This window comes from Streptomyces odontomachi (assembly GCF_024435355.1).
Classification (GTDB): Bacteria; Actinomycetota; Actinomycetes; order Streptomycetales; family Streptomycetaceae; genus Streptomyces; species Streptomyces odontomachi.
The window spans coordinates 157,329-171,287 of the sequence record NZ_JAMJWG010000020.1 but is presented as its reverse complement, the minus strand read 5'-3'; the positions used below and the strand labels follow the sequence as shown (position 1 = coordinate 171,287).

Annotated in this window: 11 protein-coding genes; 5 read left to right on the top strand and 6 right to left on the bottom strand. The window is 72.6% G+C overall.

The features are described 5' to 3' along the window. Window positions 1-183 precede the first annotated feature (183 nt). The gene (locus tag NQO67_RS33105; protein WP_255954059.1) at window positions 184-1,413 is read right to left on the bottom strand and encodes a pyridoxal phosphate-dependent aminotransferase; all 1,230 of its coding nucleotides are present in this window, start codon (window positions 1,411-1,413) and stop codon (window positions 184-186) included. 150 nt (window positions 1,414-1,563) lie between these two features. On the opposite strand from NQO67_RS33105, the gene NQO67_RS33100 reads away from it, so the two are divergent. Continuing rightward, the gene (locus NQO67_RS33100; RefSeq protein ID WP_374119218.1) at window positions 1,564-2,316 is read left to right on the top strand and encodes a winged helix-turn-helix transcriptional regulator; all 753 of its coding nucleotides are present in this window, start codon (window positions 1,564-1,566) and stop codon (window positions 2,314-2,316) included. Between the two features lie 211 nt (window positions 2,317-2,527). On the opposite strand, the gene NQO67_RS33095 is transcribed toward NQO67_RS33100, so the two are convergent. Beyond that, window positions 2,528-3,496 carry a hypothetical protein gene (locus NQO67_RS33095; protein WP_255954057.1) on the bottom strand — a complete coding sequence of 323 codons (969 nt, stop codon included), beginning with the start codon at window positions 3,494-3,496 and terminating at the stop codon, window positions 2,528-2,530. Continuing rightward, entirely contained in the window at window positions 3,496-4,791 is a 1,296-nt protein-coding gene (locus NQO67_RS33090) for a VWA domain-containing protein (RefSeq protein ID WP_255954056.1), read from the bottom strand. The genes NQO67_RS33095 and NQO67_RS33090 overlap by 1 nt, the downstream gene beginning before the upstream one ends. 199 nt (window positions 4,792-4,990) lie before the next feature. Here NQO67_RS33090 and NQO67_RS33085 point away from each other — a divergent pair, with 199 nt between their 5' ends. Both NQO67_RS33085 and NQO67_RS33080 read left to right on the top strand, forming a co-directional pair. Then, the gene (locus NQO67_RS33085; protein ID WP_255954055.1) at window positions 4,991-5,698 is read left to right on the top strand and encodes a DUF4291 domain-containing protein; all 708 of its coding nucleotides are present in this window, start codon (window positions 4,991-4,993) and stop codon (window positions 5,696-5,698) included. Window positions 5,699-5,795: 97 nt separating this feature from the next. Continuing rightward, complete coding sequence (locus tag NQO67_RS33080; protein WP_255954054.1) at window positions 5,796-6,707, top strand: HipA family kinase; 912 nt, start codon at window positions 5,796-5,798, stop codon at window positions 6,705-6,707. A 152-nt stretch (window positions 6,708-6,859) separates the two neighbouring features. Here the strand turns inward: NQO67_RS33080 and aceB are convergent, their stop codons facing one another. Next, window positions 6,860-8,488, bottom strand: a complete 1,629-nt coding sequence (gene aceB, locus NQO67_RS33075) for a malate synthase A (RefSeq protein ID WP_255954053.1) — start codon at window positions 8,486-8,488, stop codon at window positions 6,860-6,862. 425 nt (window positions 8,489-8,913) lie between these two features. After that, window positions 8,914-9,696 (bottom strand): nucleotidyltransferase family protein, encoded by a 783-nt coding sequence (locus NQO67_RS33070; protein WP_255954052.1) that lies wholly within the window; start codon window positions 9,694-9,696, stop codon window positions 8,914-8,916. 619 nt (window positions 9,697-10,315) lie between these two features. On the opposite strand from NQO67_RS33070, the gene NQO67_RS33065 reads away from it, so the two are divergent. Continuing rightward, on the top strand, window positions 10,316-10,642 hold the full coding sequence (locus NQO67_RS33065; RefSeq protein WP_255954051.1) for a DUF5955 family protein: 327 nt from the start codon (window positions 10,316-10,318) through the stop codon (window positions 10,640-10,642). Between the two features lie 367 nt (window positions 10,643-11,009). On the opposite strand, the gene NQO67_RS33060 is transcribed toward NQO67_RS33065, so the two are convergent. Beyond that, window positions 11,010-11,813 (bottom strand): IclR family transcriptional regulator, encoded by an 804-nt coding sequence (locus NQO67_RS33060; RefSeq protein WP_255954050.1) that lies wholly within the window; start codon window positions 11,811-11,813, stop codon window positions 11,010-11,012. Window positions 11,814-12,414: 601 nt separating this feature from the next. On the opposite strand from NQO67_RS33060, the gene allB reads away from it, so the two are divergent. Then, window positions 12,415-13,956 carry an allantoinase AllB gene (allB, locus tag NQO67_RS33055; RefSeq protein WP_255954049.1) on the top strand — a complete coding sequence of 514 codons (1,542 nt, stop codon included), beginning with the start codon at window positions 12,415-12,417 and terminating at the stop codon, window positions 13,954-13,956. The last annotated feature ends 3 nt before the right edge of the window (window positions 13,957-13,959 follow it).

Below are 13,959 nucleotides of genomic sequence, written 5' to 3'. Positions count from 1 at the left end.
TCGATGCCGTGCCGGCGGACGCCTCCCACCGGGCGGAGGGCGCCACGGCCCGGGACCTGTATCGGGACGGCGTGGTCCCTTGCTACGAGCAGCATGTGCACCACTATCACTCGCCCCGCGCTGAACCCTCGGTTCCCACCCCGGGCACCCCGCGCGTCGCCGAGCGACCCGGGCGCCGCTGGCTCAGCGCTCCCGGGCGGGCGCCTCTTGCCGGTAGCCCGCCAGGAACCGCCCGATGCGGCTGATGGCGGCGTCCAGGTCGTCGGCGTGCGGCAGGGTCAGGATGCGGAAGTGGTCGGGGCTCGGCCAGTTGAAGCCGGTGCCCTGGACGACCTGGATCTTCTCGCGCAGCAGCAGGTCGAGCACGAACTGCTCGTCGTCGTGGATGGGGTACACCTGCGGGTCGAGCCGGGGGAAGGCGTACAGCGCGCCGCGGGGCTTGACGCAGCTGACGCCCGGGATCTCGTTGAGCTTCCGCCAGGCGCGGTCCCGCTGCTCGTACAGCCTGCCGCCCGGTGTGGTCAGCTCCTGGATGGACTGCCGGCCACCGAGCGCGGCCTGGATGGCGTACTGGGCCGGGGCGTTGGGGCAGAGCCGCATGGAGGCCAGCATGGTCAGGCCCTCGAGGTAGTTCCGGGCGTGCTGCCGGGGCCCGGTGACGACCAGCCAGCCGGATCGGAAGCCGGCCACCCGGTAGGTCTTGGACAGCCCGCAGAAGGTCAGCACGACCAGGTCGGGGGCGAGCGCGGCGACAGAGTGGTGCACCGCGTCGTCGTAGACGATCTGGTCGTAGATCTCGTCCGCGAAGACCATGAGCCCGTGGCGGCGCGCCAGGTCGAGGATGCCTTCGAGGACGTCCTTGGGGTAGACGGCGCCGGTCGGGTTGTTCGGGTTGATGATCACGACGGCCTTGGTGCGGTCGGTGATCTTCGACTCCAGGTCGGCGAGGTCGGGGTTCCAGTCGGCCTGCTCGTCGCAGAGGTAGTGCACCGCCCGACCGCCGGCCAGGGTGGTGACCGCCGTCCACAGGGGGTAGTCGGGCGCCGGCACGAGGACCTCGTCGCCGTCCTCCAGCAGTGCCGTGACCGCCATGTTGACCAGCTCGGAGACGCCGTTGCCCAGGAAGACGTCGTGCACGTCCACGTCCAGGCCCAGGTTCTGGTAGCGCTGGGCGACGGCGCGGCGGGCCGAGAGGATGCCGCGCGAGTCGGTGTAGCCGTGCGCCGCGGGCAGCATCCGGATCATGTCCTGGACGATCTCCTCGGGCGCCTCGAACCCGAAGAGGGCGGGGTTGCCGGTGTTCAGGCGCAGCACGCTGTGTCCCGCCTTCTCCAGGGCGTCGGCGTGCTCGATGACCGGGCCCCGGATCTCGTAGCAGACGTCGGTGAGCTTGCTCGACTGCCGGAACTCCATGCGACCGTCTCCAGACCTCTTGCGGCGGCACCGAAGTGCCTGCGTGGCACGCACGGATGGTGCGCGACTGCGGCACGCGGCCCTGCGTTCACCAGGAGACCTCGCGTCCAACTTGGTTTTACCAAGTACTCGCTTGGAAAGTCCAACAATATGTCTAGACTGCGACGCATGCCACGCCAGTCATCCCAGCCGGAACCCGCGCGCCGCTCGGCGCCGTCCCCCCGGTCGAACCCGCCGGCCCGCCGCAGCTACGACCACTACTGCGGCGCCGCCCGCGCCCTGGACGCCGTCGGCGACCGCTGGACCCTGCTGATCGTCCGTGAACTCCTCGCCGGGCCGCGGCGCTACACCGATCTGCACGCGGACCTGCCCGGCGTCAGCACCGACGTGCTCGCCTCCCGGCTGAGGGACATGGAGCAGGGCGGCATCGCCACCCGCCGCCGGCTGCCCCCACCGGCCTCCGCCTTCGTCTACCAGCTCACCCCGCGCGGCCGCGGGCTGCTGCCGGTCCTCCAGGCACTGCACGCCTGGGGCGCCGGCGACCTGGGCGAGCGGCGCCCCACCGACGCGGTGCGCGCCCACTGGTTCGCCCTGCCGCTGCGCGCCCGCCTCCAGGAGCTGGGCGGCGGCGGAGTGGCCGAAGTCCAGCTGGACGAGGGCGTGTTCCACGTCCGGCTCGGCGCGGACCTGCCGGACCCGGACGATGACGCGGCAGCCGACGCCGACCCGGTCTACGGCGACGGTCCCGCTCCGGGCGCCCCCGACGCCCGCCTGCTGCTGGCCGCCGAGACCTGCACGGCGCTGGTCACCGGAGACCTGACGGTGCGGGACGCGGTGCGCGACGGCCGGCTCCGGGTGGCGGGGGACGGCCCGCTGGCGAAGGCGATCCGCGGCGACGCATGACGAGCCCCTTTCTGAGGCTCGGTTCGCCTCCGGGCGGCAAAGCCGGTGTCGGGACCCCCACCGTGCTCAGCCCTCCTTCGTCGGGCCTGCGCGCGGTCCGGGTCTGGACACCGGCGCGCCCTTCGGCTCACTCGCCGCGCGGGGCACCGCGACAGCCGACCGGCCGCCCCGCGTCCGCGAAGGCGGCGGCCGGTTTTCGGTCGGTCCTCGTTCAGCCCTGGGGCGGCGGCCCGTACCGCGGTCCGCGTCCGCGGGTCAGGACGTACCCGCCGACGCCCGCGAGCGCGGCCAGCACACCTCCCACACCGGTCCAGATCCACCGGTCGGTCGCCCAACCGGAGGCCCAGCCGCCGTCGGGCTCGCCCTCGGCCAGGCTCGCCCGGTCACCGGTACCGGAGTCGGAATCGGAGTCCGATCCGGCGGCCGCCGCCATCGAGATGCCCGGCACCAGCGGCTCGCTGAGCGACCCGCCCACCGCGTACGCCCCGCCCGCATCGTGCGACGCGGCCTTCACCGACGCCCGGAAGGGCAGCCCCACATCGGCGCTGCCGAGGTCCACCGCGGTCAGCCGGATGTAGTACGTGCCCGGCAGCGGATCGTTGGCCCACGGCTCCGCCCAGGCCCGTACCGGACGCAGCGTGCAGGCCAGCCGCACCGATGCGGTGCCCGTGGCGGCGGTCCGTGCCTGCGTGCCGTACATGCAGGCCTGCCGGCGCCGCAGCCCGTCGTACACGTCGATCTGCCAGGTCGAGGCGGCGTGCAGGGCGGGCGAGGTCGGCAGCTGCACCGTCGCCTGCACGGTGGGCCGCTGCCCGGAGTCCGCCGGGAACGACCAGTACAGGTAGTCGCCGGTGGACGCGCTCGCGGTGGCCTGCTGGTCCAGCTGCATGGCGGCCGCCGTACGGAAGGACGTGCCCGCCTCGGTGGGCCCCGCGTCGTCGGACGCGGCACTCGTGGCGTCGGAACCGTCCGACGGGCTGGCCGTGGTGTCCGCGAGTGCGGGCAGCGCGGCAGGCCCGAGCAGTGCAGCGCACGCCAGCAGCGCACCGGCCAGGGTGCGCGCCCCACGGGCCAGCCGCACCCCGCGTATCAGCCGCCGCCTGCCCACCACCGGTGCCTGGCCCACCGCTCCTGCCTGGCCCACGACTCGTACCTGGCGTATCAGCCGTACCCTACGCATCAGTTGGCCCTCCAGATCGCAACCCGCCACCGTGAGATCCAGCCCCACAGCAGGCCTCCCACGAACCCGGTGAGCACCAGCGCACCGAGCAGCCACCAGCCACGGCCGAGGCCGAAGGCGGCCACGTCGCCGGGGGTGTCCGGGCCGTCCACGACATCGACGGTCAGCTCCACGGGCAGACCCGGGGTGGTCTTCACCGACGGGGCGGCGGCGTAGGAGTTGCTGACCTGGAGGCACACCGTCTCCGGCGTGTCCGCCGCGTCGTCATCGTCGTCCTGCTCCGGCCTCGGATAGCGCAGCCCGGTGGAGATCACGTCCGTCCGGCCGTCTCCCGCCTCCGAACCGCGCACGATCTCCCGACCGTGCCGGGTGACCGCCCGCAGCAGCACGCCGTAGTCCCGGTTGACCTCGCGGTCGGCCGCGACGCTCACCGACGCCCGCAGCTCCTGCCCGGCGGCAACGTCCACCTGGTACCAGCGGTGCTCGCCGAACTTCTCCCGGTCGTTGTAGAGCCCCGGCTTCAGCTTCGGCGCGTCGGTGCACCCTGCCGCGCCCTGGACGGCGACGGGGGTCACCACCGGGTCGGCGGTGCGGTCCACCAGCTGGCCCACCCGGTCGGTGAGCTGGTCGGTGTGCTGGACGGACGTGTAGGTGCCGCCGGTGGCCTCCGCGATGCAGAGCAACTGGTCACGCGTCTTGGCGTCCGGCACCAGGCCCAGCGTGTCGATGGTCAGGTGGATGCCCTTGGCCGCGATGTCCCGGGCCACCTCGCACGGGTCGAGCGGCTGGCAGGTGTCCTCGCCGTCGCTGATGAGGACGATACGGCGCGACCCTTCGCCGCCTTCCAGGTCGCCGGCCGCCTTCTGAAGGGCCGGCCCGATCGGCGTCCAACCGGTGGGCGCGAGGGTCGCCACGGCGGTCTTGGCCTCGGTGCGGTCGAGCGGCCCGACCGGGTACAGCTGCGCGGTGTCCTTGCAGCCCACCTTGCGGTCGTCGCCCGGGTAGTTCGCACCGAGCGTGCGGATGCCCAGCTGCACTTCCTTGGGCGTGGCGTCCAGCACCTCGTTGAACGCCTGCTTCGCCGCGGCCATCCGGGTACCGCCGTCGATGTCACGGGTCCGCATGGATCCGCTGACGTCCAGCACCAGGTCCACCTTCGGGGCGTCCTGCTGCGCCTGGTCCCCGGTGCCGTCCGCACCGTCCGCGGCCAGGGCGGGCCCGGCCGCGGGGAGAGCGAGGGTCAGGGCGGCGGACAGTGCGCAGAGCACCGCCGCCAGCCGTTGTCTTGTGATCATCGCCGGATCCTATTGAGCCCAAGGGCCCGCGCTCAAACCGTGCATGATGCTCCGTCAGCTCTCGGGGCCGCCGCGGTGGGGTTCGGCTGGCGCTCCGGCTTCGGCGGCGGACGGACGACGTGCCGGATGGTTGTACGGCGTCCCGCGCCCGCCGCGCGACGCCGTCGCGCCGCGAAAACCCGTGGCCGCAACGTCGACCATGGGTGACGATGGCGGCCGGATGGTGATGATGAGCGACGACAGCCAGGTCATGGGAGCGCGGACCGTGCGGGCCGGGTACACCGCGGCGACCCTCACGGTGTACCAGGCGTATCCCCGGGAGATCGCGGAGCCCGCGGTGCGGGCGGGGACGTTCGTGGCGCCCTTCAAGCAGGAACGGATGACGTGGATCAAGCCCTCGTTCCTGTGGATGATGTACCGGTCGGGGTGGGCCCGGAAGGCCGGCCAGGAGCGGGTGCTCGCCATCGAGGTCCGGCGTGACGGGTTCGAGTGGGCGCTGGCGCACGCCGCGTTGAGCCACTACGACGCCGGCGTGCACGCCAGCCGCGACTCCTGGCGGCAGCAGGTCGCCCAGAGCCCCGTACGGATCCAGTGGGACCCCGACCGCTCGCCTTCCCTGGCGCCGCTGCCGCGTCGGGCGATCCAGGTCGGGCTCGCCGGCGAGGCGGTGCGGCGGTACGTGGGCGAGTGGGTGGTGGGGATCAGCGACATCACCGACACGGTGCACGCGATCCACCACGGTCTGCGGGCAGCCCGGGCGCCGACCCCGGAGGGCATCGCGGGCATCGCGGGCATCGAGGACGCCGGGGGCACCCGGGACGCCGCCGCCGTCCTGCCGGCGCTGCCCGTGGAGCGCGCGTATCCGCTGCCGGAGGCCGTCCGGGAGAGAATCGGGGCGAGTGCATAGCGGTGCGGGAGGGAGCGGGCCACGGCCACGTCACCTCGCCGTCCGTGCCGAGTGGCAGCCGATCGAGGTCGGGCGTGGAGCGTAAGGCGGAAGAGCTGTGAAGTCCGGGGCAGAACTGCGGGAGGTCACCGCGACCCGTTATGTCGAACCCCTGCACGCCGGCGGCTCCGTACCGGGCGTCGTCGAGGCCGATGACCTGGGAACGTACGTGGCGAAGTTCACCGGTTCCGCGCAGGGGCGCAAGGCGCTGGTGGCCGAGGTGATCGTGGGGGAGCTGGGACGGCGGCTCGGGCTTCGGGTGCCCGAACTGGTGCGGGTGGTGTTCGACCCGGCGGTGGCCGCGCACGAGCCGCACCAGGAGGTGCAGGACCTGCTCCGGGCCAGTGCCGGGCTGAACCTCGGCATGGACCTGCTGCCGGGCGCCGTGGACTTCAGCGCCGCCGACCGGGACGCGGTCGCCGTCGGGCCTCTGGAGGCGGGCCGGATCGTCTGGCTGGACGCGCTCACCGCCAACGTCGACCGCACGGTGCACAGCCCGAACCTGATGGTCTGGCCGGGTGCGGGTCCCGCCGAGCCGCGGCTGTGGCTGATCGACCACGGTGCCGCACTCGTCTTCCACCACCGGTGGGACACCGCCGCGAACGCCGTCGGCAAGGTGTACGACTTCCGTGCGCACGCACTCGGCGGGTACCACCCGGACACCGTCGCAGCCGACGCGGAGCTGGCGCCCCGCGTCACGGAGCCGTTGCTGCGCGAGATCGTCGCCCGGGTACCGGACGAGTGGCTGGCGGGTGAGCCCGGCTTCACCGGCCCGGACGCCGTGCGCGCGGCCTATGTCGGCCATCTCGCCGCCCGAGCGAGGGCCTCGGCGACCTGGTTGCCGACCGGGTTCCACGGTCGTGAGCAACTCGCCGCCGAGACCGCCCGACGTGTCGCCGCCACCGAGGCGGCCCGCCCCGGCTGGCTCAAACACGTGCCCGACCTGCACGGCCGCCCGCAGACCCGGTGACCCTGGCGGGGGCGGGTGGCGGCCGGCGGCGCGGGTGCCCGCCGACGTCGAACACACCGAAAGCCGCCCGGCCGCCCGGCCCGTCGACTGACCGGAGCCGGTCCGCCCCCGCGCGGCCGACGGGAGTCGCCGGCCGCTGCGGTCCGCGTGCGTCAGTCCTTCCCGATCAGCTCCCGGTAGGCCGGCAGCGTCAGGAAGTCCGCGTAGTCCTCGTCCAGGGCCACCTTCAGCAGCAGGTCGTGCGCCTGCTCCCAGCGACCCGCGGCGAAGGCTTCGGCGCCGGCCTCGGTGCGGATCGCGGCGAGGTCCTCAGCGGCGATCTTGCGCACCAGCTCCGGTGTCGCCCGCTCGCCGTTCTCGAAGGAGACCCCCGCGTTGATCCACTGCCAGATCTGCGACCGGGAGATCTCGGCGGTGGCCGCGTCCTCCATCAGGTTGAAGATGGCGACCGCGCCCGCGCCGCGCAGCCAGGCCTCGATGTAACGGATGCCGACCTGCACGGCGTTGACCAGACCGCCATAGGTCGGCCTGGCGTCCAGGGAGTCGACGGCGATCAGCTCGGCCGCGCTGACCGAGACGTCCTCGCGCAGCCGGTCCTTCTGGTGCGGACGCGTCCCCAGCACCGCGTCGAACGACTCCATGGCGATCGGCACCAGGTCCGGGTGGGCCACCCAGGAGCCGTCGAAGCCGTCCGTCGCCTCGCGGTCCTTGTCGGCGCGCACCTTCTCGAACGCGACCTTGTTGATGTCCGGGTCGCGCCGGGACGGGATGAAAGCGGCCATGCCGCCGATGGCGTGCGCCCCGCGCTTGTGGCACGTGCGCACCAGCAGTTCGGTGTAGGCGCGCATGAACGGTGCCGTCATCGTGACCGCGTTGCGGTCCGGCAGGACGAAGCGCGCGCCGCCGTCGCGGAAGTTCTTCACGATCGAGAAGAGGTAGTCCCAACGCCCGGCGTTCAGCCCCGAGGCGTGGTCGCGCAGTTCGTAGAGGATCTCCTCCATCTCGTACGCGGCCGTGATGGTCTCGATGAGGACGGTGGCCCGGATGGTGCCCTGCGGGATGCCCAGCTGGTCCTGGGCGAAGACGAAGACGTCGTTCCACAGCCGCGCCTCCAGGTGCGACTCGGTCTTCGGCAGGTAGAAGTAGGGGCCCTTGCCGAGGTCCAGCAGCCGCCGGGCGTTGTGGAAGAAGTACAGGCCGAAGTCGACCAGCGCCCCCGGCACGGGCCGGCCGTCGACCTCCAGGTGCCGCTCGTCCAGGTGCCAGCCGCGCGGCCGGGCGACGACGGTGGCCAACCCGTCGGCGTCCCTGAGGGTGTACGACTTGCCGCTGGCCTCGTCGGTGAAGTCGATGCGGCGCTCGTAGGCGTCGGTCAGATTGAGCTGGCCCAGGACCACGTTCTCCCAGGTGGGGGCCAGGGCGTCCTCGAAGTCGGCAAGCCAGATCCGCGCGCCCGAGTTGAGCGCGTTGATGGTCATCTTGCGGTCGGTGGGACCGGTGATCTCCACGCGCCGGTCCTCCAGCGCGGGTGGCGCGGGGGCGACCCGCCAGGAGTCGTCGGCGCGGATCGCGGCGGTCTCGGGGAGGAAGTCGAGCGTGGCGGTGCGGGCGATCTCCGCGCGCCGCTCGGCGCGGCGGGCCAGCAGTTCGTCGCGGCGGGGGGTGAAGCGTCGGTGCAGCTCGGCCAGGAAGGCCAGGGCCTCCTGGCTGAGCACCTCGTCCTGGCGGGGCAGCGGCTCCGCGTCGACGACGGTCGCCCCCACGGGCGCTGATGCGGACATGAACTCTCACTTCCTTCGACGAGCGGTGTGCTGCACGGCTCGACGGACGGCCCCGCGCGGGGCTGCCCAACTCGGCGGGGTGCACAGCGGCAAGGCCGGGCCCCGGACGGCGTGGCACCGCGTGCCGCAGCCTGATCCGCGCGACGGCAGTGCCGGCTCACCGATCCGGCGCCTGAAGAGTGCCGCTGTGTTCCCCTGCGTAGGTGGCTCTGCGAACGCTTCTGATCAGTGGATACTAGTTTTCTTATGGTGGAAGTTCAATCGTTTGTTGATGTTGAGACTCTTTCCGTCGAGAGATGTCGAGGCGATCTGACGGTGACGGCCACGCTACGGACCGGGAAGGCGTGGCGCGCGGTGCCACTTCGCGTGCCGCGCCGTACGCCGCCACCGTCGCGTCCCTGTCCGAGTGCCCGTCTGAGTGCCCGTCAGTCCGGCATCAGCCGGGAGAGGTCCGCCACGGTGTCGATGTCGTACGCCTCGGCCACGTCGGCGCACTCGACGAGCGTGAGTGCATCCGCGTGCGCTGCCAGATAGGCCCGCGCTCCCCGGTCGCCCCGGGCGCTCGCCGCCACGCCGGCCCAGTGGTCCGCGCCGAACAGCACGGGATGCCCCCGCCGTCCGCCGTACGCGGCGGCCACCAGCGAGGCGGGCGAGTCGTACGCGGCGCGTACCCGCGCCACCGCCGCGGTGCCGATGCCCGGCTGGTCGACGAGGAGGACGAGGACGGCGCCCGGCGCGTCCGCGTACCCGGCGATCGATCCCGCTCCGGACGGGGGCTCGCCGGTGGGGGCGGCTCCGGTGGCGGTGCCGTGGTCGGTGGTTCCGTGGTCGGTGGTTCCGTGGTCGGTGGTGACGTGGGTGCCGGTGAGGGAGGCGAGTCCGGCGCGCAGCGAGGAGCCCATGCCTTCCTCCCATGCTGGATTGTCGACCAGAACGCAGCCCGGCAGAACGGCTTCCCGGCGTACCCGTGCGGCTGCCGCACCCAGCACCACGTGCACCCGGGCGCAGCCGCCGGCGCGCAGCACCTGCGTGGCGTGCTCCACGAGGGGGCGCCCCCGGTGTCGTAGCAGCGCCTTCGGGCGCCCGCCCAGCCGCCGTCCGCCGCCCGCGGCGAGCAACAGCCCCACGACTGCGCCGGTCTCGTTCCCGCCGGCGCGAGTGGTCCCGGCCGGGGACGTAACGGGGTCGTTCGACGCCTTGCCCGTCATGCGGCTCCTCTCCCTGCCCGGCGCACGCCGGCCTGCCCGCCGGCGAGGGCTCCCCGTCGAGCCTACGCGCGCCCGGGCGGCCAACCGCCTGCTCTGGTCACTCGCGGTGTGCGCCCCGCGCCGCTGGCCCGGGAGGCCCACCCGGCCGGCTCGCTCGTCCGGGTCCGGCCGAGGTGACGTATCCGGGTCAACCGGCACGTCCGATGCGCCTTGCGCGAGCGCCATCGAACTCCTGTATGCCGTCCACGTTCTGTGTAACTCTTCCGCCTTTGGAGACTTCGACGTCTCGGCGCTCCTCGTCCCTGGTCTGGCCGCTGACCTTGGTAAGCGTGCGCTCTCGAAGGTCCCTATGAATGCCGTACCCGGAAAAGCGCGCCGATGACGCTTACGGAGAGGTACTGAATCAGATCTTCCGGTTATCCGTTATCGCATCCCTGTTTCAAGGACACGCGTCGAATTACGTCCATTCTGTGGCGCGCGGCCGCAACGTGGCGTTTACTGTCCCGCACCTCCAGGCAATGGGCCACTCATGAGGGGCATGAGGGGTCCAGCCTGGGGTGCGCGTGCAGGGCAGCAGTAATGCGATGCGGCGCACAACGGTGTGTAAGGGGGAGGGGCTGTGTTGCGGAGTGTGGAGTGCAGAACAGTGAAGGGCAGTGGCGGCGTAGACCCGCGTGTGGCGAATTTAAGAGCCGCCGTGTCACGTCTGCGTCGCGAACTGGCTGCCCATCCCGCGGAGTTCCCCGACCGGGGGATCGCGGAGGACGAGCTGGCGGCGCTCGCCGCCATGGCCTTCAACGACATGCCGGAGATCCGGCGGCTACGCCGGTCGCTGCTGCTGGTCGCCGGGGCCATCGGCTCGGTCAGCGCGCTCTCGCCGAGCCTGGCGAAGGTGCGGACGGCAGTGGAACTCTTCGGTGATCGGCGGCTGCCGCCGCTCAACTGAGTGGCCCCGGAGGGGGGGAGAGGTGAGTGAGGGCGTCGGCCCCTGCGCGGCGGGATGCGCAGGGGCCGACGCCCGCTCGCCTGGAGTGCCGGGACGCCGTGGGCTCCTGGTGCGCCGGATGGCCGTGGTGCCCGATGGGTCGGGACCGGCCGGCCGCGTTGATGTGTCCGCGGCCAATGGGAAGTCGGGAAGTGGGATCGCTCCCATTAACTTCTCAGGTTACCGGTGAGTCATTTCCTCATTTTAATTCCAAGGCGATTTTTGCACGGCAGTCCATTTACGGACGGCGGGCTTGCGGGTATTCGCGGCGGTTGTGGAATCTGTTGAATTCTTGCGTGCTTATTAGTGCGCGGTCGTTCGTTCCGGCTCAACTGGCCGTCAGGGCCCCGGAGAGTTCGCTGGCGACCTCCTTCAGGACCGGGACGATCTTCTCCGTGGCGGCGTCGGTGAGCCGCCCTGCGGGACCCGAAATCGAGATCGCCGCGGCCGTGGGGGAGTCGGGCACCCGGACGGCCAGGCAGCGGACGCCGATCTCCTGCTCGTTGTCGTCGACCGCGTAGCCGGCGCGGCGGACATCCTCGAGGGCGCCCAGGAAGTCGTCGGGGGAGGTGATCGTCTTGTCGGTGGCGGCCGGCATGCCCGTACGGGCCAGCAGGGCCCGGACCTCCTCAGCGGGCAGGGGGGCGAGCAGGGCCTTGCCCACCCCGGTGGTGTGCGGCAGCACCCGCCGGCCCACTTCGGTGAACATGCGCATGGAGTGCTTCGACGGCACCTGCGCCACGTACACCACTTCGTCCCCGTCCAGCAGGGCCATGTTGGCCGTCTCGCCGGTCTCCTCCACCAGGCGGGCGAGGTGCGGCCGGGCCCAGGTGCCGAGCAGCCGGGACGCGGACTCGCCGAGCCGGATGAGGCGGGGGCCGAGCGAGTAGCGCCGGTTGGTCTGCTGGCGCACATAGCCGCAGGCGACCAGCGTCCGCATCAGCCGGTGGATGGTGGGCAACGGCAGCCCACTGCCGGCGGACAGCTCGCTCAGGCCGACCTCGCCACCCGCGTCCGCCATCCGTTCCAGCAGGTCGAAGGCGCGCTCGAGCGACTGGACGCCCCCGGAGGATCCGGAGGCGGCAGGGGACTTGGCGGCGTCGGAGGTGCTGGCGCTGGACGACGACGGCACGGCGAGGTCCTTTCGGGACTCGGGAGTCGGGTGAGCCGGAAGGTCTCCGGGCACCGCGACGAACGGGGTGTGCGGGCGAGTGGGTAAGCGATCAGCCTACCCGGCGGCGGTCTGCGTGCTGCCCGGTCCAGAGGCGTTCCGGCCGGTCAGCGGGGCGTGCGGAGAGGAGTGGTGAGTGGTCCGCCGCCTGCTTGGGACTACCACGCCGCCGGGGCCACTGCGGTCAGGGCACCCATCGTACGTACACAGGTACGAGCGGGTCGCGGAAGCATGATTCCGATGATCGGAAGGACCACCCGGGTGGAGGGCCGGGCGCATGCCGCGCGCCGCATGCGCCCCGGTGCGCGGCGGCGGATGGTCGCGGGTGGGGCGCGCTTGAGGTGAGGGCGGGGCAGAGGGCGTGCTTGACGAGGCAATAGGCGCGGGGAACACTTCAACAGAACGTTGAAAACCTTGCGAGCCGGGGCGGAGACCGGCATCGGACGGAGCCGAGGACCTGAGCCGCCGTGCCGTCCCCGGACTCCCGGAGTCCAAGGACTCCGAGCCGTGCAGCGCCGGAGCAGCGGGCACGAGCCGGAGCCGCCCGACGGAGAGGATCCGCGTGTCGATCGCCGAACCGTCCGCATCGCCCGAACCCCCGCAGACCGCCGCCGACCTCCTCCTACGCTCCACCCGGGTCGTCACCCCCGAGGGAACCCGCCCCGCCACCGTGGCCGTCGCGCAGGGGCGCATCACCGCCGTGCTGGCCCACGACGCGGTGCCACCTCCCGGCGCCCGGGTGCGGGACTTCGGCGACGACGCCCTGCTCCCCGGCCTCGTCGACACCCATGTCCACGTGAACGACCCGGGCCGCACCGAGTGGGAGGGGTTCCGCACGGCCACCCGCGCGGCTGCGGCCGGCGGCGTCACCACGCTCGTCGACATGCCGCTCAACTCGCTGCCGCCCACCACGACCGTGCCCCATCTGCGGACCAAGCAGGCCGTGGCCCGCGGCGCGGTGCACGTCGACGTCGGCTTCTGGGGCGGTGTGGTGCCCGGGAACCTCGGCGGGCTGCGGCCGCTGCACGACGCCGGGGTGTTCGGCTTCAAGTGCTTCCTGTCGCCCTCGGGCGTCGAGGAGTTCCCCGAGCTCGACGAGGCACAGCTGGTCGCCGCGATGACGGAGACCGGCGGCTTCGGCGGGATGCTGATCGTGCACGCCGAGGACCCGCGGCAACTGGCCGACGCCGCACGGCACGCCGGACCCGGCTACCCGGACTTCCTGCGCTCACGGCCCGCGGCGAGCGAGGACACGGCGATCCGGACGGTCGTCGAGACGGCCCGCGCGTTGGACGCCCGTGTGCACATCCTGCATCTGTCGTCGGCGGGGGCGCTGCCGCTGATCGCCGCCGCCCGCCGCGCCGGTATCCGGCTCACCGTGGAGACCTGCCCGCACTACCTCACGCTCAGCGCGGAGGACGTGCCGGACGGCGCGTCCGCGTTCAAGTGCTGCCCGCCGATCCGCGAGGCGGACAACCGCGAGCTGCTCTGGGCCGCGCTGGCCGACGGCATCCTCGACTGCGTCGTCTCCGACCACTCGCCGTGCACCGCCGACCTCAAGACCCCCGACTTCGCCACCGCCTGGGGCGGCATCTCCTCCCTGCAACTCGGCCTGCCCGCCGTCTGGACCGAGGCGAGACGGCGCGGTCACACCCTCGACGACGTGGTGCGCTGGATGTCGGAGCGGCCCGCAGGGCTCGTCGGGCTGACCCGCAAGGGCGCCATCGCACCCGGCCGGGACGCCGACTTCGCGGTGCTGGCCCCCGAGGCGACGTTCACCGTCGACCCCACCGCGCTCCAGCACCGCAACCCGATCACCGCCTACGCCGGCCGCACCCTCCGCGGCGTCGTCACCTCGGCCTGGCTGCGCGGCACCTGCGTCTACGCCCGCTCCGGCGGCACGGCGAGCGCGGTCGGCGCGCCTGGTGCACCCGGCACGGCCGGGCCCTTCTTCGCCCCGCCGACGGGCCGTCTCCTGGCGAGGGAGAGCTTCGCCGCACCGGAGGGGAGACACCGCCCGGAGCGGCCGCGTCTCCCGGAACAGGAACACGTCGGGCAGGTACCCGTCCCCGGCAGGCAGCACGTCCCCGAGCAGGAGCAGTGATCA

Coding starts and splice junctions, on each gene's coding strand:
- NQO67_RS33095 (WP_255954057.1), bottom strand. CDS start 3,496: ATGCGTAGGGTACGGCTGATACGCCAGGTACGAGTCGTGGGCCAGGCA.
- NQO67_RS33100 (WP_374119218.1), top strand. CDS start 1,564: ATGTCTAGACTGCGACGCATGCCACGCCAGTCATCCCAGCCGGAACCC.
- NQO67_RS33070 (WP_255954052.1), bottom strand. CDS start 9,696: ATGACGGGCAAGGCGTCGAACGACCCCGTTACGTCCCCGGCCGGGACC.
- NQO67_RS33085 (WP_255954055.1), top strand. CDS start 4,991: ATGGGTGACGATGGCGGCCGGATGGTGATGATGAGCGACGACAGCCAG.
- aceB (WP_255954053.1), bottom strand. CDS start 8,488: ATGTCCGCATCAGCGCCCGTGGGGGCGACCGTCGTCGACGCGGAGCCG.
- NQO67_RS33090 (WP_255954056.1), bottom strand. CDS start 4,791: ATGATCACAAGACAACGGCTGGCGGCGGTGCTCTGCGCACTGTCCGCC.
- NQO67_RS33105 (WP_255954059.1), bottom strand. CDS start 1,413: ATGGAGTTCCGGCAGTCGAGCAAGCTCACCGACGTCTGCTACGAGATC.